Below are 25,871 nucleotides of genomic sequence, written 5' to 3'. Positions count from 1 at the left end.
ACTGGTTTCAATGGATTCTCGTCGCCTTACTTAAGTCCATATCCTTTCCACATGCTCAAGCTTATTCAGATTAAATGTTAATTTATAAATGTCTGGCTTCGAGGTCGTATTCCAAAAATCAAATCCAAACTTATCATCATAATGATTCATAATGATCGTCATAATATTGCCATGTGTACCCAAAACAATGTTTTTACCTCGGTGCTCCTCCAGTATTCTCTCTATGACGGGTATCGCTCTTTGTTGTGCGCTTCGAGTCGTTTCGCCGCCCTCCAAAGCAAAATCGATATCGATAAAAGATTTCTTTATCGCTTCATACAGAACGTCCCAAGTAGCCTTATAATCCAAACCTTTTATCGCTCTTTCCACCAGCTCTTCATACTCTACAATCGTCATCGCTTTCCGCTTTGCTAAATGCTCAATCGTCTGCACCGCTCTCGTGTAAGAGCTGGATGCTATAAAATGAATATCAACCTCACCCAGCACCTCTGCAACACGTTTTGCTTCTGAGAAACCCTCCTCCGAAAGCCCGCGCGTTCGTTCTTGTCCAAATTCAAAAGGCGATTCTGCGTGTCTAACCATATAAATGACCGTATTCATAGGTTTATCCTCCGTTAATGTTCAGATCATAAGCAGCTTTTATTTAATCGCTTGGCTAAGAAACAAGTCATGAATATCCGGATACGATTTGCTCGATGGTGTGGGGGTCGCTTGTATGACGGATACAAATTGATGCTCAGGAATGACATTCACCTCTTGCCCGCCAAATCCGCGACATCCATATCCAGCTTGAGACAGCCACCACAAAAAACCATAGGACGGATAGGATGGGGTTATCGCTTGCTTCACAAATGCTGGAGAAACAATCGGATTGCCATTAATACTGCCATCTCCTAAAAACAGCAAACCTACCTTAGCCATATCTCTAGCAGACAAATCCGATTGTTCTTCACCCTTCATTACCGTATAGGAGAAACCGCAAGGACTGCTCGGCCAAATTCCACTGGCGATATCGAGCGGTTTATACATTTCATGATAAATGAGATCGTAGGATGTGCTTCCATAGGCTTTGCCTATGACCGCTGATAACAACATGACATCCCATTCCTTATACTGAAAATTCATGCCAGGAACACTGTGCATGTCAATATCAGCGATATGCGATAGCCAGTCATTCGTACGCATCATTTGCTGCAGCATCGGACAATGGTAATGAACACCGCCATTCCAGTAAATGCCTGATGACATCGTTAGCAAATGCCGAATCGTTATCAGCTTATGATAATGATGGTTATGACCAGCAAAGGCGGGCAAATAATTGCCTATTGGTTCATCCAGATTATTAATCAAGCCTTTGTCCAAACAAATGCCTACAGCGATGGCTAAAATACTCTTCCATACTGATTTAATAGAATGCCTCGTATTTTCATTACACTTATTGAAGTAACGTTCATAAACCAGTTTCCCGTTTTTTACAATGATCACGCTGTTTATGAGCCTATATCGCTTTTGCTTCACGTAATCATCTATCTGCTCTAGAAGTTTAGCATCCATTCCCTCCGCCTCGGGAGTGGACAACTGCCATTCAAAGCTCATTTCAACACCTGCTTTATATATTTCCCAATGATGGAATGACTGTTCGACATTAGTTCAAGCGGCATGCCCTCTGCGATAATAGCTCCCCCATCGCTTCCGCCACCAGGTCCCATTTCGATAATATAATCACAATTGGCAAGCACAGCTGGATCATGCTCGGTAATGATAATCGTATTGCCAGCATCTGCGAGCTGCTGCAGCAATGTCATCAGCCGCTCCGTATCTGAGAAAGAAAGGCCTGTCGTCGGTTCATCCAAAATATATACATTATCTTTCCCGCTTTGCCTGCACAGCTCCTTGGCAAGCTTAATCCGCTGCGCTTCACCGCCTGAAATAGATGGCGTCTTTTGGCCGAGCGTAATATAACTCATCCCTACACTTTCGAGCGTGCTGAGCGTAGCCGATATCATTTTGTCATAAGCCATAGATTGTTCATTTCCAAAAAAAATGCTGGCCTCCGCGACGCTCATCATCATAATTTCCTTAATGTTTTTTCCCTCAAGCCTTACACTTAGAGCCTCTTCAACAAATCCTGTTGCCCCGCACATATCGCACTCTACCTCTATGAAGTTGCCGAAGCCAACATAATGGTTTTTAAAACCTTCACCCTTGCAGCCTCTACAGCCTCCTTCAGAATTAACGGTAAACAGACCGGCTGTATATCCTTTTTCCACCGCATCAGGCGTTTTGCTGAACAAAGTCCGGATTCGATCAAATATACCCGTATAGGTTGCTGGACAAGAGGTTTTGCTCCTTCCAATAGGCTTCTGGTCCACCACTATACATTTTTTAATCTGCTCGATTCCAAGTAACGTCACCTCGTCTTGCAGCACAAGCTCTGTATCATCGTTGTCATATATGAACTTGCTTTGGAGTGACTGCTTAAGCTTTGGCACAAGTGTGTGCTGGATTAGGCTGGATTTGCCGCTGCCCGATACTCCCGCTATTCCTACCATCCGTCCAAGAGGTATCGTAACGGAGACATCCCGAAGATTATGTAGGCTCGCATGCTCCAGCCTAAGTAGTTTGCTTGGATCAGCTAACTTATATTGTTTTTTGACATGCAAGGTTTTGGTGCCATTCAAATAAGGGGCAGTTCGCGATCGTTCACAAGCCATAAAATCAAGGTAGCTGCCTTGGAAAATAAGCTCTCCGCCATGAACTCCCGCTTCGGGTCCAAGATCGACAATGTAATCGGCAGCTTGCATAAATTTATGATCATGCTCTACGGCAACGACTGTGTTACCTCGCTCCACTAAGCCTTGAATGATGCTTATCAGCATCTCCTTCTCTACTTCATGCAATCCGATTGTAGGCTCGTCGAATATAAAAATAATAGAATCCATATCCGCAATAATAAAAGACGCCAGAAACAGACGCTGAATTTCACCGCCTGAGAGAGTAGGAACTGCACGCGATAGCGAAAGATGATGCAGCCCTACATCGACCATACACTGAAGCTTCATGACCATTTCATCCAGCAGATTTTTGCTAGATACATTGGCGTGCTGCTTTTGCAAAAACGCAAGCAGTTCATTGATGTACATATCCTCGAGCTCTTTAATCGTTTTCTCGCCAATTGTGGTATGAATCGCCTGAAGACCAAGACCTGTGCCTTTACATTTGGGGCATGGGATGGAATCCGCATGAATCCCCCATAAATTCACTTCTTTGTCTTTGCTCCCATGCCTCTTCACTTTGCTAGCCATATGTTTCATCATATCTGTAAAAACAACAACTGCACCTACAAATCCACTCTTGCGGCAGCCATACTTGAAGGAATGAAAAACATCATCCGGCAAAACAGCGATTTTATCATTTATATCAATCTTGTTTATTTCACAAAACTTTTTGAAGTTTCCTCTATGAAAACGATGCTTGACCAAAAAACCATCAAACACGTTTTTGATTTGTGTTTCCGGATTAAGAATCGCTTCTTCTTGAATCATTTGATGGCTTCCCGTACCAAGACACTTCACACACATTCCCTTAGGCGAGTTCCTCTGAAACAACTCCATGGAGAGCGGCAGCCCGTCATTGTATGCAGGATCACGTTTGCCATACGTTGCAAACATAATGGCAAGTAAATTCCCAATTTTTGTCCGCGTGCCTACTGTACTTCTAGGATTGGATTGCCGGACGATACGCTGCTCAATGGCTACCACAGGGGACAATCCCGTTATTTTATCAAAAGAAGACACCGCATCAACCATATATTGCGTACCCGAGAACAATAGATAGCGCCGCTTTCCTTCTTCATATAACGTATCGAAAGCAAGACTCGATTTGCCACTTCCCGATACGCCTGTTATGACTGTCAGCTTATTTTTTGGAATACGAACATCGATATCCTTGAGGTTATGCAGCCTTGCTCCTTCTATCTCTATGAACGCTTTCATGCATGCACTCCATTCTGGCATTGATCTCATACCCATAATTTACCGCACATACGTTCTTATGTAAATAGTTTACTAAAAAGGCTGCCTAATGGCAGCCTTCTCGTTTTAAAGTAATGATTATCAGCTCGCCGATTCCACCTGAATAGTAATACTGCTAAATAACTTATCTTGAATATATACGTTTAGCCGCCACATGCCGGCTTCGGGCAGTACCATCGATGATGGAATAACAGCGTCTGCCCCATTCAGCGGAGACCCTACACTGCGCGCAGAGAAAACTTCAATCTCCTGCGTGGTGCCTTCTTTTACGCCCATAACGTTAAAGCTGCCCGTGAGCTCCTGCTTGCTCCCCCAAAAATACCACATATACTTATTTCCTTTCCCCGCTACAATCGGCTGCTCATCGAGGATCAATCCTTTCTCATTCTGATAGGGACCCACAAGAAATCCCACCTTGTCTTTCTCGCCGGCAAGCACATAGTTATGAGGCATTCCATCGTTGCCTGTATACGGCAAATTGAAAGTAGATGTGCTTATCCATGGCGAAGGCTCCTGTACTGCCAAAATAAAGTCACCGTAAAATTGTTCATTCAGCTTGACCTCGAATGTCCATGTTCCGCCCAATGGCAGGCTAAAGCCGGTTGTAAAACGTTCCAACGTTTCATATCCTGAGCTCGGCTCTGTAATAGTCACAGGGGACATAACGGTCAACCGTTTTCCCGATTGCGCATGATAGCCTTCAATAGAAATGTTTTTGCCAAGAAAAACATCAATGGGCTGCGTGAAATGGAGAACATAGCCTTGCATGACACCTGCAACCACATTCTCCTCAGGAAATACTTGAAATATCATTTGGCCGTTCTTCCTGTATTCCGTTCGAGTTTCCTCTACTCTGCCGCTTCCATTTGTTCCAACTATTTGTGAAGGGCTCGTAAGCAGCTTGCTCAAATCTGTAACAAACAGCATATAAACAAGGACGGCTGCAATTGCACTCAGTGCTCCCAGACGAGCAATATAAGACTTTTTCTTCGGTTTATCATTGGCCCTATAAACAATTTTCTCCCGCAATTGCTCAGTGAAGCGAGGATTCACAAATGGGGAGCGGCTAAGCGCTTCTTCCCACTGTTTTGGCTCCTTCATATGATGTTTCCTCCTTTTGAATCACTTTGCAGTAAACTTGTCATTTTTTTGCGTGCGCGGTGCAGCCTCGATTTAACCGTCCCTTCCGCTATTTGCAGCATACTTGCCATTTCTTGCATTGATAATTGATAATGAATTTCCAGTATGAGCACTTCTCGGTAGCGCAGCGGAAGCTTCATAACGGTGTTCCAAATATATTTGGTTTCCATAAGGTCAAAAACTTCTGCTTCCGCTGATCTGGATGTTTCCCTTCTTGTTACGAAATCCATCACAATGACCTTAGAAAAATAAGCGCTTCTTTTGTACTTATACGTTTTGTTTCGTGTAATGGTAAGCAGCCAGCTCTTCATACTGGCTTCGCCTCGAAATGTATGCAGCTTCTCATATACTGTCAAAAAAACATCCTGACAAATGTCATCTGCCGCATCGGCATTCCGAATTAAAAAGAATGCAAAATTCCAAACGTCGTTGCCATATGCATTCATCAAATCAATCAATACGGCATCCGTTTCAAACCCTTTTGCCAAATACTTCACATATTCGAGCTCCACCTCATCACCTCTCTATTTAAGAAGACCCTTCTGCGTTCCTAAAGTTCCCGAATAGATGAGGAAAGGACATCCATTTATGATAGTCAAAAGCTGGCCCCTTAATTTCGAGTAAGCAAAAGAAATATCGGTACAATTCACGCACCTGCAATAAATCAGGGAAAGGCAGCACTTCAGCATAACCTTTGTGGAAATAATGAGCTCCCGCCTCATCCAACGAGCATTCAATCGCTATTAAATCCATTTCACGAGGGCCAAACACATACGCTTCTGTATCAACGATCGCGCTAACCCGTTCTCCATTTGATAGAAACTGCCTCGGATCCATATCGAGCATGATGCATGAGGCATACGTCGGTACCGGCATATTTTCAGCTAATGAACAGTAGTAATCAAGAGATTCATGGATTGCCGCATTTTCCTTGTAATAACGGGCAGCCATCACCCTTAATGCATCTGCTAGCTTCTGAGGGAAATCCGCTAATGCATGCCGAACTGAGCCATTTAGAGAACCCCATTCCATAACTTTGTGGGAATGGATCTCCGCAATCGACCGGCCGAAATCCTCCATCAGCATCGCGGATTTATTTTGAAATGACAATGGAATTCCATTTATTTTTTCAAGCGAAATCACTTGTCTTCCATCGATCACGGCCTTGCCAAGTACACTGGGAATAGCGATATTGCTTGTCAATCGTGAGAGATATTGATTAATAGTCTCCATATCAAACGTCTGGCTTAATTGTTTCCCGAACAAATTGCTGCATGCCCATACAAAAGGAGCATCAACGGTCTCATCTACGCCGGATGATCGAACAACGTATTCCCCTGCTTCCGTGATGACTAGAAACACGTCACTAGCAAAGCCACCCAGAGTGGACTGTGACATAATAGGTTCAGAAAATAATGATTGTAGGTTCATGCTGTACCTCCCATCCAAGATAATCAAATTTTTACATATTATCATACAAAAATATAGACTTATAATTACGGCTCTGTTATGATGTTGAATACGGTCTTTATAAAATTCCCGACTCCTCAAAACATCAAAGGACTGCTTAAAAAGTACATTTCCCGGCTTTCATCAAACGGGAGTACCTTTATAAGCAGTCCTTTTTATTTCAATATTTATTAGTAGGCAAGAACAGATTCACCGCTAATGATGGTACCATTGTTTCCGCCTTCACAAATTTCTTTCATGGATCCGGGCTTGTCGAAGTTGAACACATGCATAGGCAAATGATAGTCTCTAGCCAATATAAAGGCTGACTGATCCATAACCTTCAAATTATATTGCAAAACATCATTGTAATGGAGAGATTTGAACCGCCTTGCATCAGCATCGTATTTAGGATCGGCATTAAAAATGCCATCTACGCCTTGTTTTGCAACCAAAAGCGCTTCACTATTCACTTCAATGGCCCTTTGTACCGAAGGATAATCTGTTGTCACATAGGGTTGGCCGTTGCCTCCAGCAAATATGACGATATAACCTTGCTCCAAATGGTGGATTGCACGCAGTCTGATGTATGGCTCAGCGACCGAAGTAATCGGTATTGCTGTCATTACGCGAACTTCTTTGTCTGTTTTAGCTTTCAGCACCCCGCGTAGCATCAAACTATTAATGACGGTCGCAAGTGTACCGATGTTGTCTGCTTCCGCTCTTTCGATTCCCCAGCTTTCCGCCATATTGCCGCGAAATATATTTCCCCCGCCAATAACGAGCGACACCTCAACACCTAAACGGACCACGGATATAATTTCATTCGCAATGTAATTTAACCGTTCAGGCTCAAAACCGAATTCAGCATTTCCTGCAACTGCCCCGCCGCTAAGCTTAATAAGAACTCTCTTGTACCTCATTCGCCGTTACACCTCCATAGGATAAAAAAAAACACTAAAGCAATAGATGCTTTAGTGTAAAAGTGAAATGGGAATATGAAAAACACAATTGGATAACGTAACCCTGCACTTGATCCTCATATTCCCACTCCTTCCATTTATTAATTCTCACCTATTTTATACTGAGTACGAGCAAAAAAGCAACAACCCATTAGCAGCAATCATTTCTACTCCACTTTTGTCGCATGCTTCTGAGCAAGAAGCGACAGCTCAGCAGCTTTGAAAGCATGCTCCTGCGTCATGGCAAGCTCAGTGCCGTTCAAGCAATCGAGAATGAGTTGGCCAAAATAAGGGAAGCCGACTTTGCCGCGAAGCTGAATATGCTGCTCGCCATCTGCATTTACCAAATAAAGCTGGTCCCCATCCTTATCTTTAGCGATGTCAATGTACTTCCTCATCTCGATGTAGCCTTCCGTTCCGAGAATCATAGTACGACCGTCGCCCCATGTTCCAAGACCGCTTGGTGTTAACCAATCGACACGGAAATAACCGGTTGCCCCATTCTCGCCAACAAGCGTCATATCACCAAAATCCTCAAGCTCAGGGTACTCCTTATTGGCATAGTTGGCCACCTTGCTGTTTACAACATTGGCATTCTGATTGCCTGTAAAATATAGAAATTGTTCAATTTGATGCGATCCGATATCACAAATGATGCCGCCATACTTTTCCTTCTCAAAAAACCATGACGGGCGGGAGGCAGCGTTCAAACGATGCGGCCCTAGTCCAATGACTTGAACAACACGTCCAATGGCACCTTGTTCGATCAATTGACCCGCATAAACCGCGCATTCCACATGCAATCTCTCGCTGTAATATACTGCGTATTTTTTACCTGTATCTGCGTATGCAGCGCGAGCGTCCGCGAGCTGTTCAAGCGTCGTAAATGGCGCTTTATCGGTAAAATAATGTTTGCCGCTCTGCATGACGCGAACGCCTAGCGGTCCGCGCTCCGATGTAACCGCTGCAGCTGCAACCAGCTGCACCTCATCATCGGAGAGCACCTGCTCTTCCGACTCTGCTGCCCGTACCTGCGGATATTGACGGATAAATGCTTCAACCTTAGCGGGGTCAGCGTCGTATACCCATTTTAAAGTGGCGCCCGCTTCCACAAGTCCGTTGCACATGCCATAAATATGACCGTGATCAAGACTAACAGCGGCGATTACGAATTGCCCATCCTCAACTACTCTATTCGGCTTTCCCTTTGGCGCATATTTCATGCCATCTGCATTACTCATCGATCTAGTCCTCCTTCTGATAGGCTGAGCTTGCGATTTTCTCTTGCAGATGCTTATAAAATAACTCCTCATCAATCGGCAAATCTACCCAGCCATCCGTCCATGTCGATAGCAGCATCGCATTCGAGAGCATAAGCCCTTTGATGCCTTCCTCGCCAGGAGCAATCAATGGTTCATTGAACAGAATCGCATTCACCCAGTTTTGTGTAATGCCTTTATGATCGGGGTTGCTGCCATGAATCGGAATTTCACATTTCCAACATTCCGGCTGACCGAAGCCGCCTTTGAACTGCTTGTTGAATTCCGGTTCAGGAACCGTTAGACGCCAGAACGTTAATTGGTTATTTTCAATTACAATTTTACCGCGATCACCGCTCACTTCCAGTCTGTTCGTTCCCGGCGCTTCGCCAGTCGTCGTCACGAACACGCCAGTAGCTCCGTTCTCGTACTCTACGAATGCAGTTACATCATCCTCAACCTCGATGTCACGATGCTTGCCGAAGTAGCAGAAAGCACGGACGCGCTTTGGCATCATACTGATTGTCCATTGCCACAAATCGAGCTGATGCGGATCTTGGTTCAGCAGTACTCCGCCGCCTTCACCAGCCCAAGTTGCACGCCAAGTACCGGAGTCATAATAGCTTTGAGAGCGATACCAATTGGTTATAATCCAATTGGTTCTTCTTATTTCACCTAGCTCGCCGTTATCTATCAATTCTTTCAGCTTCACGTATATCGGGTTTGTGCGTTGGTTATACATCATGCTGAATTTCACATTTGTTTGGCTGGCTGCATCATTCATCTCGCGAACCTGCTTCGTATAAACACCTGCCGGCTTCTCGCAAAGCACATGCAGACCACGCTTAAAGCAAGCAATAGAGAGATCTGGATGGGAGAAATGCGGCGTTGCAATGAGCACTCCGTCAACAAGTCCAGAGTCCATCATTTCATAAGGATCCTCATATAATCCGACTTGATCGCCAAGCTTTTCTTTTGCCCACGCAAGATTTGCTTGTACACAATCACTAACTGCGGTTATTTCAACTCCACTGACTTCACCTTTTACTAAGTAGCCAATATGACCCTTGCCCATATTTCCTAGTCCGATAATTCCCAAACGAACGATCTGCATCCGAATACCGCCCCTTTATTTACAATGTTATAATAGCAGCTGCTTTCACAATCGTTTTGCCTGCCTATATGGTAGCATTTTGGGATGCAGTGGGCTTCATTCGCATTAACTTGTTTACGCTTTTATTTGACTGTGGTTGGTGTATAATGATGGTATTTATGAGTGGAGGCGAAATGATGAGCAAGCAGCAACAAATCCAATTACCGTTCACAATGGGAACCAGCTCTGATTTTAATGCTCATATTCCCTATCATAGTCACTTTCATTACGAAATCTATTATTTCCATGGCGGCAAAGTAAACTATCTTATTAATGACCGCATCTATGTTCTGGAGCCTGGTGACTTGCTGCTTATGCACGGGATGACACTGCACCGGGCGCATGTCGATCCAAGCGCAGTTTACCACCGGTCGATCCTACATTTTGATCCGTATTACTTCAAGCAATTTATTCAGCCTTCATTTGCAGCGGATCTGCTCGAGCCCTTCGAGAAGCTTCAAAATATACGTTTGCAGCTAAGGGGCAATGAGAAAGCGGAAATAGAAGCTAGTCTTCACAAGCTTGAACAGCTTTACGTCCTGCAGGACAGCTTCTCCATTCAGCGATTTCAAGCTTTAATGCTTGATTTTCTTATTCAGATCAATCAGCTTTGCCAGAAGCCGCTGAAGGATAAGCCATCCTTTCCAACCTCCAAGGAACGACATGTTCAAGCGATTATCTCCTATTTGGAGTGCCATTATCATAATGATATTACGCTAGAGGCGATTCAAGCAGAGCTGCACTTAAGCAAATACTATTTGGCTAAAACATTCAAAGAGGTTACTGGATTTACAATCTTCCAGTTTCTCATGCAGCGTAGAATCTATCAGGCCAAAATCGAACTTATCAACACCATTCACCCCATCACCGACATTGGTTATGATGTTGGTTTTAAGCATCCCTCTCATTTCAGCCGCGCTTTCAAGCTGCATACCGACCTTACACCCGAACAATATCGCAAGCAAAATCATGTCTCTTCCGATCAATTGTAAACCGCTTCATTCCAAATTTGTGGATTGAAGCTCTTGACCCTTTTAGTTGTTAAGCGTATTATTGTCATAACAAGTAAATGAAAATAGCAGGTGAAAGCAATGGAAATTATACAATCAGTAGGCTATATGCTCAGCAATACAGGCCGTAAACTAAACCTTCGGCTGCATCAGCTTTTTCAAGATTATGACGTTACGCCTGAACAATGGTCGCTGCTCATGTATCTTGATGAGCACGATGGCATGACTCATAAAGATTTGGCACAGCGCTCCGATAAGGACCCCGCCAACATTACACGGCTTGTTGACCAGCTTGAACGAAAAGCGCTTGTCCGACGTGTCGCCAATCCGAATGACCGCCGCTCGCAACTGCTTTATTTAACTGCTAATGGCAGAACATGCTCTAATGAACTGGCACCTATCGAAGAAAAATTTGTTGCACAGCTGTTGACAGATATTTCCGAAGATGAAATTCAATCCTTCAAAAAATTTATGGCCAAAATAACTAAAAACGCAGAACTGAACCACGAATCAAACACAAAAACGAGTGAATGATCGGCGAACATCTGAGAGGGGAACCTATAATGAATACGAATAAACTATGGAGCGCCGACTTCATTAAAATATGTTTAAGCAGCTTTTTTCTATTTTTTGCTTTTTATACATTAGCAACAGCGTTGTCCGTTTATGTGACCAATGGACTTGGAGGATCTGACACGCAGGCCGGATTATCGATGACTGTTTTCGTTATCGCCTCAGTACTGCTTCGGCCCTTCGCCGGCCAATTGATGACCCGTTACGGGGAGCGGAAGATCGTTATTATTTCGTTGCTGCTGTTCCTATTGTTTTCGATCGCATACTTAGGTGTTTTTGGCTACGCGATGCTGCTGCTGGTTCGTTTTTTTCATGGCGGCACGTTCGCTATCGCAACTACCTCTACAAATACGACTGCAATCGGAATCATACCCGAGCATCGCAAAGGAGAGGGAATTAGTTACTTCAGCTTATTTATGAGCCTCGCGATGGTCATTGGTCCTTTCGTTGGCTTAACGATAACAACGCATGGCGGCTTTACAGCGATGTTCGCATTATGCGCTGTCTGCGCGCTCATCGCCTTCATCCTAGGCGCTTCAACAGCCAAAAAATCCGCCGCTGCCAAAGCTGAACAACCGATCATAAAAACGAAGAGCAAGCTGCATTGGCGCGATCTTGTAGAGAAGAAAGCTGTGCCCATTGCACTTAGCGGGTTTGTAGTCGCGTTCGCCTACAGCGGGCTCGTAACGTTTATGTCGGTTTATGCACATGAACAGGCTATTGATCAATATGCCAGCTATTTCTTTGTGTGCTTCGGCATTATGATAGTATTGCCTCGTCCGCTTGTCGGAAAATTGCTAGATCGTGTGGGAGAACATGTCATTGTATATCCCAGCATCGTTATTTTTGCCATCGGCATGCTGCTGCTTAGCCAAGCAAGCTCGCCAGTTATTCTGCTTGTTTCCGGAGCTGTCATTGGCCTCGGATACGGCGCCCTGCTGCCTTGCTTTCAGACCATAGCCGTGCTTGCTGCTCCGGCTCATCGCAGAGGGCTCGCTACAGCAACGTTTTATTTGCTGTTCGACCTTGGATATGGCATTGGATCCTACACGCTTGGCTCCTTGGCTTCAAGCTACGGATACAGTGTTATGTATGTACTTTGTGCCATTATAATTGCCTTATCTTCCGTCATTTATTTCACACTTCACCATAAACGCAAAAGATTATTGGCCACATTAGATGATAACGCCTATAGCTCATCCTAGGCCTATCGTTAGCTGATCCTCAACAGGCAGCATAATTTCCACAACTGTTCCTTCGTTCATCACACTGCTAATTTGAAGCGTACCCTTGTGCGCTTCAATAATGCGGTTGCTGATCATTATGCCAAGCCCAGTCCCTTTTTCTTTCGTTGTTAGAAAAGGCTCTCCGATTTTCGAAATAAGCTCCTCCGGTATACCTGGACCGCCATCTATAATTCGGATATGAGCAAAGCCATCCTCCAAGCTTGCAACCGTCACAACAACTTCGCCGCCCTGCGGCATTGCCTCTAACGCGTTTTTAATAATATTCAAAAAAACCTGCTTAAGCTGGTCCACATTACAAAATATACTCGGCCGGGTATGGTCAAAACAAACCTTCAACTCCACATTTATAAGAATAGCTTGTGTTTCCAGCAAAGATAATACACTTCGCAGTATCGGCTCTAGAGGCTCGCTGCGATAGTTCGCGAAATGCGGCTTCGCTAACGTCATAAACTCATTTACGATTAAAGTAATACGGTCAATTTCATTGGCCATAATTGAAAAATAATGCGGGTTCTCAGGGTATTTACTGCTCAAAAGCTGTGTAAAGCCCTTTAGCGCTGTTAACGGATTTCGAATTTCATGCGCTACTCCTGCGGCAAGCTGACCAATTGCCGACAGCTTCTCCGAACGAATAAGAACCTCCTCCGAGCGTTTGCGGTCGGTCAAATCACGAATCACACTGAGCATGACATCCTTGCCCAAATAATTGTTAATTCGGATACTTGAAACTTCCACATCCAGTAATTTTCCGTCCATACGAATAAGAACACGTTCCTCAAAAGGTGTTGCCTCGTCCGTCGACATAATGAGATGCATTTTCTCAAGCGTTAATGCATGGTGGCTCTGATGAATAAATTCGAACACACTTGTTCCAATTATCTTTGCTTCCGATTCAATTCCTAGCACTTCCAAAGCTAGCTTGTTCGCGTAAAGCACGATCCCTTGATCACTCATAACGATCGGTTCGGGAACAAACTTTATAATTTTTTGATACAACTTGGCATTTTCCATTAACAATTTTTCTTTTTCACGTTTAGGTGTAACGTCTTGAACGGTTCCAAGCAAGGACAGTTCTCCATTGAACATAATAACTGTACTGTTTCCCTCCAAATAGATGCGGCTGCCGTCTTTTTTTATTCCTTTACTTTTGATAGGGAATTGACTTAATCCAATACCCATTCCACTTAAAATCTTGCTTTTGTGAAAATTGATTTCATCCTGATCCATCAAATCGTTGACCGAGATGGCGTACATCTCCTCAACCGTATAACCATACATCTCCGCTAGATACGGGTTGGCATAAACAATCTTATCCCTTAGCCCTACGAATACACCTGCTACAACGTTTTCCATCAAGCTTTTATATAAATATTCCTTCTCGAGCAAGGAGGCTTCCATTCGCTTCTGCTTGGTTATATCATGAATTATAAGCTGGACAGCATTTTTACCATCAAACTTCACAGCTACTGCTCTCATTTCAACCTCTATCACTTCCTGATCCAGACGAAGCAGCTCGTAATAGGTAAACGTAGAAGGATTAGCCTCTAGAATCAAATAGTTGATCATAGCTGGAAACCGCTCCATAAACTCGGGATGTATGAATTTGTTTATGGGGTCTCCAATGATATCATCGAAATTACTAATGCCCAGCATAGTTAGCATTGCGTGATTAGCAAATACAATATTACCTTCTAACACAACAATAAGCCCGTCAGGAAGCATATGAACTAAATGCTGATATCTCTCTTCGCTTTCCCTCAATTGTTCATTAACCTCGACGATTTTAATCCCCTCATCTCATCTCATTTCATCAAGCAGCTTCATCCTGTTGATTACTTTCAACATCTCCAGCCTTCTTCCTGCTCCGCTTCGATTTTAAAATACAAAAAAACATTGCCGCCAGCAAGTGTATCGATTAGCGGCAATGTCTATAAGAGAGTCATTTAATCCGTTTTACTACTCATTCATAAAGCCGTTTCACTAAACTCTAGCTGATAAAATGCTAACCTTTCACCCCAGCTACATTAAGTCCACCCATAATGTAACGCTGGAAAATAAGGAAAAATATTAGCGGCGGAACCATTGTAATGGAGAGCACCGCAAACTTCACATTCCACTGAATCGTGGAGCCGGAATACACCACATATCTGAAAATACCTGTTGCAAGAGGATACATATCCTTCTCCAGCATAACAAGTGACGGCCAATAAAAATCATTCCATGTGCTGGAGAAATAGAAGATAATGAGCGTCATTAGAATAGGTACCGATAAAGGAATTGCGATTCGAATGAAGCATAGAAACTCACTAGCTCCGTCGATTCTGCCTGCTTCAAACAGTTCCTTATGCAGTCCATCGAAGAAGTTTTTCATGAGCAGCAAATAAAAAGCATTCGCGCCTGCTGGAAGCCAAAAGGCCCAGTAGCTGTTTAGCAAACCTAAGCTTTGCAAGTTAAGGAAGTTTGGAATTAAATAAGTAGCAGATGGAATCATCAGGGTAGACAAGAAAAACAGCATGACCACTTTCTTGAAAGGTACCCGCATATGAGACAACGCGAATGACGTCATGCCAATAAAGACAAGGGCGAAAACAACTGTTCCAATAAAAATCATCAGCGTGTTTTTCAAAAACTTAAGCATCGGAATAACATGCCATGCATCAATATAGTTATGCCACAGCCAATCTTTTGGGAAAAACGGCGCAGGGAAAGCAAAAAATTCCCCAGTCGTCTTCAGAGAGCTAAGCAGCGTATTCAGAAAGGGATACAGCATGGATACAATGATTATGCCAATAAAAAGCACCATCACAGCGTAACCAAGCTTTACTTGCCAACGTTTGAAATCAAATGATGAGATTATGGAACGCTCGGTATTTTTCATCCTTTTTCACTCCTATTCTGCACTTTCAGGTAGAAGAAGGAGAGCACCATCATAACGGCGAACATCATCGTACCCATTGCTGTTGCTTTGCCAAAATCCAAATAAGTAAATGCATTTCTGTTCATAAGCAGCATATAAGTTAAAGTCGCGTTGTCCGGACCTCCGGCAGTCATAGCCAGTTGTGCTTGGAAGCTTTGCGAGGTGTTAATGATTTGCAGTAAAAACATTAGAAACAGCAATGAACGCAAATTAGGCAATGTAATAAATTTAATCCGCTGCCACACGCTTGCACCGTCAATTTCCGCAGCTTCATACAGATCCCGCGGTATGCCAACGATTGAGGCTAAATATATGAGCACCGCACCGCCAAAGTTTTGCCATGTTTCCATAATAACGATCGAGATCATGGACATGCCTTTTGTGAAAAAATCAATTGCCGGCAATCCGATGCCCATCAGGAATGCATTAATTGGTCCGATCGGATCATAAAACCAAACCCACATGCCGTATAGCACGATAGCTGGTATTACACTTGGCAAATAACCCGCAACGCGAGCTAGCCCTTGAAATCTTCTGAGCTCCGATACAGCAATAGCAACCGCAGCAGGCACCCAAAAACCAATGACTACGCAAAGCCCCATATAATACAGCGTATTTTTTATTGCGATATAAAAGTCAATTGAACTCGTAATATCGATGTAGTTTTGCAGACCAACAAAAACATTCCCTTTAACGAAATCCACCTCTTGAAAGCTGTACAGAACTCCCTTAATAATAGGAATCCAGAGAAAAAGCAAGAAAACGATAATTTCGGGAAGTACAAACAAGGCCCCCCACATATAGAGGTTCCACTTTCGCTTTTTCTTCGTGCTTATCGTTGATGTAATCGTTTGTGTTGCCATGGTTCTCCCCCTCCCAAGGTGCAGCGATACTTATGATCACTTCTAATTTGAAAAAAAACGGGCCAATACCGAGGTTATTGGTATTGGCCCTTGGTGTCGCGGCTTATTATTGGATCGTAATTTTGTCGTAGAATTCCGATTGGACTTTAGCTGCTGCTTCATCCAACACTTTTTTCAAATCAACATCTTTTGTCGTGAACACTTTTTGAATAACGTTAGCCATTTCAGCATAGAAAGCTTGTGTTTCATACTGCGGCTCTGGCTTACCATCAAGCAAAGCCATCAAAGCAGGGTCATATGTGAACACGTTGTCGTGTTTAGCTAACATCGTATCCCATTTTTTACCGAACTCGGATTCTGGTGTCCAGTAGAAAATCGTTTGTGGAATATATACTTTGTTTTCTGCTTTACGTGTAGTGACTTCACCGTCGATTGCATTTATGAATTCGTCAGTGAAGTATTCCGAAGTCAACCAGTCAAATGCTGTTTTTTGCTGTGCAGCATCTGCTTTAGGGTTGATGACTTTGAAGCTGCCGCCTAATACGCCAGTGTGCTTGCCGCCTTTAGTTACGGATGGGATCGGATAAATAACGACGTCGTCTTTGCTGATACCGCCTGTGTTGATGGCTGCATCCGCTGCGTTGCCGCTTCCGCACATAACCATTGCACCGCGGCCTTGGTTAAACAGGTTAAGTGCATCGCCGTAGCCTAGAGCCCAGTTTTTCGGAAGCACGTCAGCATCTTTTAGCTGCTTGTAAAACTCCAACGCTTTCAAACCTTGTTCGCTGTTAAATGTTGCTTTTACTTTGCCGTTCTCAACTGTTTGAATGTCGCCGCCCGCTGCAAACAAGAAGTTCGTCCAGTTCCAGCCCGCTTCTGTGCCTTTGCCCATTGGGATAAAGCCAGCAATACCTTTAGCCGGATCATTTACTTTTTTCGCCGTTTCAATCAGCTCTTCCCAAGTCCAGTCAAGCGATGGAAGCGGAACGCCTTTTTCTTCGAAAATTTTCTTGTTAAGCGTAATTGTCATAACATAAGCATCTACTGGAATACCGTAAATTTTACCGTCAACAGAGAACGGACCCGTCATAATTGGATTTAAATCATCTTTGTTTTTCCAATTTTCAATAAGGCTCGTAACATCAGCTGCCCAGCCTTTTTCAGCTAGAACACGTCCTTCTGTCAAATAAGCATTAAATTCTGTTGGCGCATTGTTAGCAGCCATTTTAATTCCGATTTCAGATGGATTGTACTGCCAATCATCTGTTTTGATCGTAACGTTAGGGTTTGCTTTTTTGAAACGCTCAATTTTTAGGTTCAATTGCTCGATTGCTTCTGTTCTATCCGGCGGTTGGCCTTGAACTGTAATTTCAACAGGCTCTGCTGGTTTCTCAGTTGCTGGCTGCTCCTCTGTTTTATTTACAGCTGCATTCGTTGCTTTTCCAGCATTTTCTTCTTTTCCTTTATTCCCGCCATTGTTGCTGCCGCCGCTGCAGCCTGCTAGCACAATCATCAATACGAGCATGCTGATTACGATTCCCCTGATCTTCATCGTGTTAGTTCCCCTCTCAATTAGGTCTTTTGTTGCTTGCATCCTCATTATAAGTCAGCTTCTTCTCTCTACACGATGGTCGCTGTTACGGTTAAGGTGTGCGCTGTTATGATTTCGACATATGGTTCGACATATAAAAACTGCTCGCGCAGCAGCACGAGCAGAAATGTTATTTTTTTAAATCTGATAGATTATAGCCAAAGTACTTTTTAAACATTTTGCTAAAATGCTCCGGCGACTCATAACCAATCTCATCCGCAATCTCGTATCTCCGCATATCAGTCGTAAGCAGCAGCCTTCTTCCCGCTTCCATTCTCTGCTTCGTCAAGTAGTCCCATATCGTAATATTAAGCACCTTTTTAAATAAATAGCTCAAATAATTGGGACTTAGATGAACAGCGTCAGCAATATCTTGCAGCTTCATTCCTTTTTTACTAAAATGTTTGTCTATGTAGCCTCTCGCTTCCTGAATATCCCCATTATGATCCTCAGTAGATTTTTTGTCTGACATATCCTCGGCCAAAAACACATGATGATCAGGATGAACCTCTGTCATTTTTAACGCGGATATCGCTTCCTTATAAAGCTCTGCCCAACTGAAAAGCCCTTCCTTAATCGTACTAATCCCAATCGTGCATTGGACATTTAAATATTCCAGCAAATGCGCATGAAGCTGTTGTCCGATCGTCGTCAGCAAGCTGCTTCGCATCGAATGGTCCAGCTCCTTCGCTGAAAGCTGCAGCACGACAGTCAGAGCTCCATTCGGTGAATAAAACAATAACTTATCCCAGCTGCTGATCGTTTCCTCTACCACGTTGTAGCAGGCATACTTAAGCAAATTCCGATCACGCAAGGACTGAATGTCTTTATCCGTTTTACCAGCGTTTTTCAAATGCAGCTGGATCGTAAATAAACTGAAGTAGGGGCCATCCAGCTTTAATCCTAATGATTGAAATAAAGCTTCAACCTCCGACTCGCCAAGCCCTTCCGTAATTAACTCGTTAAGCAGCATATGCTGCTTTGGATTCGTTTCCTCCAAATAAAACTTGCGGTTGAACGCAGCATCGGATGCCGTACGAAGCTCACTTTCCTTATGTCTTAGCAAACCTCCAACTATTTGAATAAGCTGCTTCGGCATGACTGGCTTCACGATATACTCTTTGGCGCCGAACTTCATTGCTTTCTGAGCATAAGCAAACTCTCCATGCGCTGACAGCACGATAATCGGGACCGCACTATTTTCTACAAATATCGTTTCCATGAGCTCAATGCCGTTCATATGCTCCATCTGAATATCTGTAATGATCAAATCTATTTTTTCCAGTCGAAAATAATCCAAAGCTTCAAAGCCATTGCCAGCCGTAAACAGCTCGCCGATTTGAATATCGGACTGCCTTAATATTGAGCTGATCCCTTTACAAATCATCGGTTCATCATCAACAATCAGTATATTATACATGCTCTTCCTCCCTCATGAGGTCATCTATGGTATGTGAGATTGGTATCGTAAGCTGAGCCCGAAGCCCGCCTTCCGCACGCAAAGCATATTCCAAACCGAATAACTCGCCAAAATGCAATTGGATTCGTTTATTGACGTTTCGAATGCCGTATCCCGCATCCGGATTTCGGCCTTCCAAAATATCATAAATGTGCGCAACATCCTTCAAGCGATATCCGTTGTCTTCTATTGCAATGACGATGTAATCCAGCTCCAGCTTGATCGTTATCCATAGCTCGCCATCAGTATCCATTCGTTTAATACCATGTACGATTGCATTTTCGATAAGCGGCTGCAGTACAACCTTCGGAATTAGACAGCTCTTCGCTTCCTCTTGAATGATCCAATTGACATTAAAATTATAGTCATAACGTTTTAGCTGCAGCCTTACATAAGCCTCTGCATGCTGCAGTTCTTCTTCAATCGTAATTAATGATTTGCCGCGGCTAAGGCCAATTCGCATAACAAGAGACAGATCACGAACCATTTCCGCTGACTCGTCCGTTCCCTCAAGCGTCATCCGCCAATAAATTGACTCCAGCGTATTGTACAGCAGATGCGGATTGATTTGTGAGTGAAGGATCGACAGCTCCGCTTCCTTTTGCTTCAGCTCAAGCACATATTTATCGTTGATCGTTTCATTTAATCGCTCTGTCATATCCATAAAATTGTTGTTTAAAATTTCGATTTCATCCTTAGTACGCTGCGGATACTGTGTTAATCCAAGCGGTTTGCCTGGCTCATAAGAGCGTGTATGCCTAGCGAGTCTAGAAATTGGACGAACAATGGAACGAATAAAGTAAACACCTAATAGGAGCAACAGCAGGAAATAACCCATCATTGAATAATAAACGAGCTGCTCGATAACCTCATGATCACCGATAATGGATTGCAGCGGTGTTTTGTAGAGCAGCTTTGTTTTGCTTTCATCGCTTTGATGAATGGCATACAGCCACTTCTTGCCATCAACCTCTAGCGTATAATATCCACCTTTGGAATTCGATACGTAGTCCGGCAACGGGAGGATCTTTCCGATGGAGTAGTTGCTTGTTGTCGAGATGATCGTATTATCTTCATTTAAAATCAACAACTCGCCGTCCTTCGCCACATTATCAGGATCAAGATCACTTGCCAGCACACGTTCAAGTCCCGACGCGATCAAGTACCCAGCTTCTGGTGATCGCCCATTCGTTATGCTGTTCATTTGTTTAACCATAACAAGCGTCTCCAGATCGGACGGATTATCCCCGAATTGATGCAGTACCTTCAGCACTCCCCTCCCCTGTGCTCGATATGCCTCCTTATACCATGGAAGCGCATCCACATTAGTAGAGAAGTAGATGCCTCGCGTCTGAATATCCAATGATGGTACAAAAGAGTAAAGGCTTTCAGAATCCGGCATAAAAAAAGAATACGCTATTTTAGGAGATGTTTGTTTCAGCAGCATCTCATCCAGAGACGTGAATCGTCTAAAACGCTCGTAGGATGAAGACAACGGGATATTAAGCATTTCCTGAATTTCCTTGGTCATCATGATCGAATTCATGGTCTCTTCCATATGCATGATTGTTCGATCAATCGTTACATGACTCGATTCCACCCACTTCACCAGCGTCGAACCCACTTGCCGCTCCGTAATTTCTGCGACATTGCGCGAGACAACCCAATCCATAAAAATAACAGGTATAACGACGAGTGCAATAAACAACGCGATGAACCGCTGGAGCATTGTGAGATTAGTAAAGGATTCTCGCATCTATTATGCAGCCTCTCTCCATTGAATACTTCTTAAATCTTAATTGTAGCCGATAATACGCCCGCTTCCATGTTCAATATTATGTTTATTGTAATCGATATTCAGATCTTTTTTCGACATCTTTTTTCATAACATAATAAAATGGCCAACTTAATCGCAAAAAAAAGAGACTGTCCTTTGAGTAGATCACTCTACTTAAAGGACAGTCTCTAATGTAATGCTTTATATTTAGCCTTCGAGAAGAAGTGCTTCTGGATCTTCTAGAAGCGCTTTGACGGTTACGAGGAAGCGAACAGCTTCGCTGCCATCTACGATACGGTGATCGTAAGACAATGCAAGATACATCATCGGACGGTTTTCCATACGAACGTCATCGATTGCTACAGGACGAATTTGAATTTTGTGCATGCCGAGAATACCAACTTGCGGTGCATTAAGAATTGGCGTGGACAGCAAGGAGCCAAATACGCCGCCATTCGTAATAGTGAAGCTTCCGCCTTGCAAATCAGAAATGGCAAGCGTGTTTGATCTTGCTTTGCCAGCAAGCTCAACGATATTTTTCTCGATTTCAGCGAAGCTTAGACGGTCCGCGTCACGAACGACCGGAACGACAAGACCTTCTTTTGCAGATACTGCAATGCCGATATCATAGAATTTTTTCGTAACAATATCTTCGCCGTCAATTTCAGCATTAAGCAGCGGGAATGCTTTAAGCGCACCAACTACAGCTTTCGTAAAGAATGACATAAAACCTAGGTTTACATCATTTTTCTCGAAGAAAGCTTGCTTGCGGCGTTTGCGCAAATCAAGAATCGCAGTCATATCCACTTCATTGAAAGTCGTCAGCATCGCAGCTGTGCGTTGTGCTTCAACTAGGCGGTTAGCAATCGTAACCCGGCGACGAGACATCCGTTTGCGTTCAGTCGGCTTCACATCTTTGCCTGCGTTAGCAGGTTCTGATTGTGTTAGCGGAGCAGATTTAACCGGAGTGGCAACCGCTGGTGCAGGTGCAGCAGCAGGAGCTTGTCCTTGCGCTGATAGATCAATGCCTTGCTCACGAGCACGTTTACGAGCAGCTGGCGATGCATTAATCGTTGCTGCACTTTCATTTGCAGAAGAGGCAACAGGCGCCGCTGGAGCAGCAGCTGGTGCCGCTACTGCGGCAGGAGCAGCAACAGGAGCTGACTCAGCTGCCGGAGCAGCAGGTGCGGCTGCGCCGCCCGCTGCTTCTCCAATCGAACCGATCGCTTCGCCTACAAGTACAACTTCTCCGTCTTGTTTAGCGATGCGAGATACAACACCGCTATTGTCAGCGCTAATTTCTATGTTAACCTTATCGGTTTCAAGCTCTAGTAGGACATCTCCCTGATTGACGGAGTCGCCTTCCTTCACGAACCATTTGGTAATTGTGCCCTCAGAAATGGACTCGCCTAGTTCCGGTACAATAATTTCAGCCATTAGTCACTACCCCCTAATCAAACTTGTTTCAACTGGTTTGCCGTTCAATGCTGTCGAAATAATCCATTTTTGTTCTGCGGCATGTACTTCTTGGTGTCCGCTTGCAGTACTTGAACGATCAGGTCTGCCAACGTAGCGAACAGCTGCCTTCTTAGGCGCTAACGCGCGAAGACGCGGTTCCATGAAGCTCCATGACCCCATGTTTTGCGGTTCTTCTTGTACCCATACGATTTCTTCAAGCTTGTCGAATTGCTTCACAATACGTTCAATTTCTGCATGAGGGAACGGATACAGCTGCTCTACTCTTGCAACGCGCAGCCATTCGTAATCTTCAGCATTTGTCGATGCAAGCGCCTCTTCAATATCGATAGCTACTTTACCTGTGCAAAGAAGCAAACGTTTTACTTTATCCTTCTGTTCCTTCGGCTCTGTCAGCTTGAATTGCGGAAGCACCGGCTTGAAGGAGCCTTCGCTGAATGCAACACCATGCGACGCAACACGAGGGTTACGGATCAAGCTCTTAGGCGCCATTAGAACGAGCGGACGAACATGCTCCGTGCCAAGCGACGCTGCTTGCTTGCGCAGCAAGTGGAAATATTGAGCGGACGTTGAAAGGTTCGCAACGGTCCAGTTGTTATCAGCTGAAAGCTGAAGGAAACGTTCAAGTCTAGCGCTTGAATGCTCTGGTCCTTGGCCTTCATAGCCATGCGGCAGCAAAATCGTAATGCCTGATTTTTGCGACCATTTCGCACGGCCAGCTGAGATGAATTGGTCAAAAATAACTTGGGCAACGTTGGCAAAGTCACCATATTGCGCTTCCCAGATAACAAAGGTTTCAGGCGCAAAAACGTTGTAGCCATATTCAAAGCCGAGTACTGCCGTTTCAGACAATGGACTGTTATGAACGGCAAAGGATGCTTTCGCTTGCGGTAAAATGTGCAGCGGCGAGAACTTAGCTGCCGTCGCATTATCATTAAGCATGATGTGACGATGTGCAAACGTTCCGCGCTCCGAATCCTGACCGCTTAGACGAATAGGTGTACCGTCTGCAAGAATCGTTGCGAAGGCAAGCGTTTCGGCATGTGCCCAGTCAACCTTTTCCCCATCGTTCAAAGCTGAAGCTCTGCGCTGCAAAATACGTTGAAGCTTCGTATATTCGGTGAAACCCTCTGGACGGTTAAGCAGCTCCAGGTTGATTTCACGAAGCGTCTCAAGCGGAACTGCAGTGCGTACTTCCTCGCCAGTAGGCAGCGTTGTTTTATTTTGCTCACCGCGAAGCTTCGGCTCGCCTTCCTTCGCTTTCATTGCATCATAGGCTGCTTGCAGCTTGCCGTTCGTACGTTGACGCAATTCTTCAACCTGCGCTTCCGTAATCGCCTTCTCACCCTTCAACTGCTCGCTGTAAAGCACGCTAACGGTCGGATGATTGCGAACCTTTGCATACATCAGCGGTTGTGTTACTTCTGGATCGTCCATTTCATTATGACCGAAACGACGGTAACCAATCAAATCAATAACAAAACCTTTATTGTAGCGGAGACGGTATTCACAAGCGAGGCGTACTGCTGCCAAGCAAGCTTCCGGCTCATCCGCATTTACGTGTACGATAGGAATGTCGAAGCCTTTCGCAAGATCACTTGCGTAATGCGTCGAGCGTGAATCTATGCTGTTCGTCGTAAAGCCAAGGCGATTATTCGCGATAATATGAATCGTACCGCCATTGTGATAACCTTGCAGCTTGTTGAAATTGAGCGTTTCCGCAACAATTCCTTCTCCAATGAAAGCCGCGTCGCCGTGAACGGCAATCGTCACTGCTTTCGCTGGATCTTGTGTAGGCATTCCACGCTTGCTGCGATCTTCTTGAGCAGCGCGTGTGAAGCCTTCAACTACTGGATTAACAAATTCCAAGTGGCTCGGGTTGTTCGCAAGGGTAAGATTCGCTCGAATCGTTTCGCCTTCCTTCACAGCTCTGTCAGCACCTAGATGATATTTTACGTCGCCGGTCCAGCCATAATTAAGGCCCATTGATCCTTCAGACGGTATAAGCTCTTTATTCGGAGCATGGTGAAATTCAGAAAATATTTTCTCATAAGGCTTGCCAAGTACATGCGTCAGTACGTTGAGACGACCGCGATGCGCCATGCCCATAAGGATATGGTTTGCTCCATCATGCGCTACGGAGCGGACGATTTCATCAAGCACTGGCACGAGCATGTCTACGCCCTCGATAGAGAAACGTTTTTGTCCAACGAATGTCCGGTGCAGGAAGTTCTCGAAATACTCAACTTCCATTAGACGCTCAAGCAGCGCTGAACGTTCTCTTGCAGACAGCGGTGCTGGGAAACTTCCCGACTCCGCCTGTTTGTTGAGCCAATTGCGTTCACTCTCATCATGAATATGTGTAAATTCATACGCCGCTGAACGGGTATAAATCTCTCTCAAGCGGTTGATTGCTTCCCAGCCATTCGAGATTGATGCTGGCGCATTATCCCAAATAAGCGATGCTGGAATAGAAGTTAAATCCGCTTGCGTAAGTCCGAAAGTTTCTGGCTCAAGCAGCTTTGTATCAGCAGCAGGGCTGAAGCCGAGCGGATCAATATCTGCAGCTAAATGGCCGTATCTGCGGATGTTCAGCATTAGCTGATGCGCAGCGACAACCTTTTTCAACATATTTGAATCAATCGGACCAGGTGCTGCTGCATGTGATGCAGCCTTTTGCTCGCTTGGCTTAGCCGTAATGCTCGGAGCTTCTCCTTGTAGTGTAGCCGGAGGTTCCCCGAAACGTACAAATAGCTCACGAACTGTAGACTCCACGGAGTCTGGATCAGTTAAGAACCGCTCGTATTGCTCCTGCACATACCCAAGGTTGGGGCCATAGTAGCTTTGCCAAGGCGAATAATTTCGCTCATCATGGTTGCTCATTGCAGAAAATTCCACCCTCTCTATTCATTGCCATCCTATTATTTTCTAAGGCGATGCTCGCCATACATGCTCGCCAAC

Annotated in this window: 21 protein-coding genes; 4 read left to right on the top strand and 17 right to left on the bottom strand. The window is 44.4% G+C overall.

Translation table 11 applies throughout. From position 1 onward, the window contains the following. Positions 1-30: 30 nt before the first annotated feature. The 9 genes from AC0VYE_RS07830 to AC0VYE_RS07790 form a co-directional block, all read right to left on the bottom strand. Positions 31-600 (bottom strand): histidine phosphatase family protein, encoded by a 570-nt coding sequence (locus AC0VYE_RS07830; protein ID WP_475447097.1) that lies wholly within the window; start codon positions 598-600, stop codon positions 31-33. Between the two features lie 39 nt (positions 601-639). Next, complete coding sequence (locus AC0VYE_RS07825; protein ID WP_475447095.1) at positions 640-1,596, bottom strand: serine hydrolase domain-containing protein; 957 nt, start codon at positions 1,594-1,596, stop codon at positions 640-642. After that, positions 1,593-3,995, bottom strand: a complete 2,403-nt coding sequence (locus AC0VYE_RS07820; RefSeq protein ID WP_475447093.1) for an ATP-binding cassette domain-containing protein — start codon at positions 3,993-3,995, stop codon at positions 1,593-1,595. Before AC0VYE_RS07820 ends, AC0VYE_RS07825 begins: the two co-directional genes overlap by 4 nt. A 120-nt stretch (positions 3,996-4,115) precedes the next feature. After that, positions 4,116-5,135, bottom strand: coding sequence for a DUF4871 domain-containing protein (locus AC0VYE_RS07815; protein ID WP_475447091.1), 1,020 nt, complete (start codon positions 5,133-5,135; stop codon positions 4,116-4,118). Then, positions 5,132-5,686 carry an RNA polymerase sigma factor gene (locus tag AC0VYE_RS07810; protein WP_076267984.1) on the bottom strand — a complete coding sequence of 185 codons (555 nt, stop codon included), beginning with the start codon at positions 5,684-5,686 and terminating at the stop codon, positions 5,132-5,134. Before AC0VYE_RS07810 ends, AC0VYE_RS07815 begins: the two co-directional genes overlap by 4 nt. Before the next feature lie 16 nt (positions 5,687-5,702). Then, positions 5,703-6,605, bottom strand: coding sequence for a phosphotransferase (locus AC0VYE_RS07805; RefSeq protein ID WP_475447089.1), 903 nt, complete (start codon positions 6,603-6,605; stop codon positions 5,703-5,705). Positions 6,606-6,814: 209 nt separating this feature from the next. After that, positions 6,815-7,546 carry a UMP kinase gene (pyrH, locus tag AC0VYE_RS07800; RefSeq protein WP_475447087.1) on the bottom strand — a complete coding sequence of 244 codons (732 nt, stop codon included), beginning with the start codon at positions 7,544-7,546 and terminating at the stop codon, positions 6,815-6,817. A 206-nt stretch (positions 7,547-7,752) separates the two neighbouring features. Then, positions 7,753-8,826: a Gfo/Idh/MocA family protein gene (locus AC0VYE_RS07795; RefSeq protein ID WP_475447085.1), complete on the bottom strand. Its 1,074-nt coding sequence runs from the start codon at positions 8,824-8,826 to the stop codon at positions 7,753-7,755. 4 nt (positions 8,827-8,830) lie between these two features. Continuing rightward, complete coding sequence (locus tag AC0VYE_RS07790; RefSeq protein WP_076267988.1) at positions 8,831-9,958, bottom strand: Gfo/Idh/MocA family protein; 1,128 nt, start codon at positions 9,956-9,958, stop codon at positions 8,831-8,833. A gap of 146 nt (positions 9,959-10,104) precedes the next feature. On the opposite strand from AC0VYE_RS07790, the gene AC0VYE_RS07785 reads away from it, so the two are divergent. The 3 genes from AC0VYE_RS07785 (at position 10,105) to AC0VYE_RS07775 (ending at position 12,785) form a co-directional block, all read left to right on the top strand. Then, positions 10,105-10,989: a helix-turn-helix transcriptional regulator gene (locus AC0VYE_RS07785; protein WP_475447083.1), complete on the top strand. Its 885-nt coding sequence runs from the start codon at positions 10,105-10,107 to the stop codon at positions 10,987-10,989. A 99-nt stretch (positions 10,990-11,088) separates the two neighbouring features. After that, the gene (locus AC0VYE_RS07780) at positions 11,089-11,541 is read left to right on the top strand and encodes a MarR family winged helix-turn-helix transcriptional regulator (RefSeq protein ID WP_076267989.1); all 453 of its coding nucleotides are present in this window, start codon (positions 11,089-11,091) and stop codon (positions 11,539-11,541) included. Positions 11,542-11,570: 29 nt separating this feature from the next. Next, positions 11,571-12,785, top strand: a complete 1,215-nt coding sequence (locus tag AC0VYE_RS07775) for an MFS transporter (protein WP_076267990.1) — start codon at positions 11,571-11,573, stop codon at positions 12,783-12,785. Here AC0VYE_RS07775 and AC0VYE_RS07770 read toward each other — a convergent pair. After that, positions 12,777-14,549 carry a PAS domain S-box protein gene (locus tag AC0VYE_RS07770; RefSeq protein WP_475449480.1) on the bottom strand — a complete coding sequence of 591 codons (1,773 nt, stop codon included), beginning with the start codon at positions 14,547-14,549 and terminating at the stop codon, positions 12,777-12,779. The two genes, AC0VYE_RS07775 and AC0VYE_RS07770, sit on opposite strands and share 9 nt — an antisense overlap. A 9-nt stretch (positions 14,550-14,558) precedes the next feature. Between AC0VYE_RS07770 and AC0VYE_RS07765 the strand changes: the two genes are divergently transcribed. Then, entirely contained in the window at positions 14,559-14,774 is a 216-nt protein-coding gene (locus AC0VYE_RS07765) for a hypothetical protein (protein ID WP_179089789.1), read from the top strand. A 55-nt stretch (positions 14,775-14,829) separates the two neighbouring features. Here AC0VYE_RS07765 and AC0VYE_RS07760 read toward each other — a convergent pair whose 3' ends face one another. The 7 genes from AC0VYE_RS07760 to AC0VYE_RS07730 all read right to left on the bottom strand — a co-directional run bounded on the left by AC0VYE_RS07760 (position 14,830) and on the right by AC0VYE_RS07730 (position 25,793). Next, the gene (locus AC0VYE_RS07760; protein WP_076267992.1) at positions 14,830-15,705 is read right to left on the bottom strand and encodes a carbohydrate ABC transporter permease; all 876 of its coding nucleotides are present in this window, start codon (positions 15,703-15,705) and stop codon (positions 14,830-14,832) included. Further along, the gene (locus tag AC0VYE_RS07755) at positions 15,702-16,607 is read right to left on the bottom strand and encodes a carbohydrate ABC transporter permease (protein ID WP_475447080.1); all 906 of its coding nucleotides are present in this window, start codon (positions 16,605-16,607) and stop codon (positions 15,702-15,704) included. Before AC0VYE_RS07755 ends, AC0VYE_RS07760 begins: the two co-directional genes overlap by 4 nt. Before the next feature lie 106 nt (positions 16,608-16,713). Further along, positions 16,714-18,159, bottom strand: a complete 1,446-nt coding sequence (locus AC0VYE_RS07750; RefSeq protein ID WP_076267994.1) for an ABC transporter substrate-binding protein — start codon at positions 18,157-18,159, stop codon at positions 16,714-16,716. A 169-nt stretch (positions 18,160-18,328) separates the two neighbouring features. Continuing rightward, positions 18,329-19,618 (bottom strand): response regulator, encoded by a 1,290-nt coding sequence (locus AC0VYE_RS07745; protein ID WP_475447077.1) that lies wholly within the window; start codon positions 19,616-19,618, stop codon positions 18,329-18,331. Beyond that, complete coding sequence (locus tag AC0VYE_RS07740; RefSeq protein WP_475447075.1) at positions 19,611-21,413, bottom strand: sensor histidine kinase; 1,803 nt, start codon at positions 21,411-21,413, stop codon at positions 19,611-19,613. The genes AC0VYE_RS07745 and AC0VYE_RS07740 overlap by 8 nt, the downstream gene beginning before the upstream one ends. Before the next feature lie 228 nt (positions 21,414-21,641). Next, entirely contained in the window at positions 21,642-22,871 is a 1,230-nt protein-coding gene (gene odhB, locus AC0VYE_RS07735) for a 2-oxoglutarate dehydrogenase complex dihydrolipoyllysine-residue succinyltransferase (RefSeq protein ID WP_076267997.1), read from the bottom strand. 6 nt (positions 22,872-22,877) lie between these two features. Continuing rightward, positions 22,878-25,793, bottom strand: coding sequence for a 2-oxoglutarate dehydrogenase E1 component (locus tag AC0VYE_RS07730; RefSeq protein WP_339207570.1), 2,916 nt, complete (start codon positions 25,791-25,793; stop codon positions 22,878-22,880). Between the last annotated feature and the right edge of the window lie 78 nt (positions 25,794-25,871).

This window comes from Pristimantibacillus sp. Z349TD_6 (assembly GCF_056173205.1).
The sequence above is the reverse complement of the archived record's forward strand: the minus strand, read 5'-3'. Positions and strand labels throughout refer to the sequence as shown.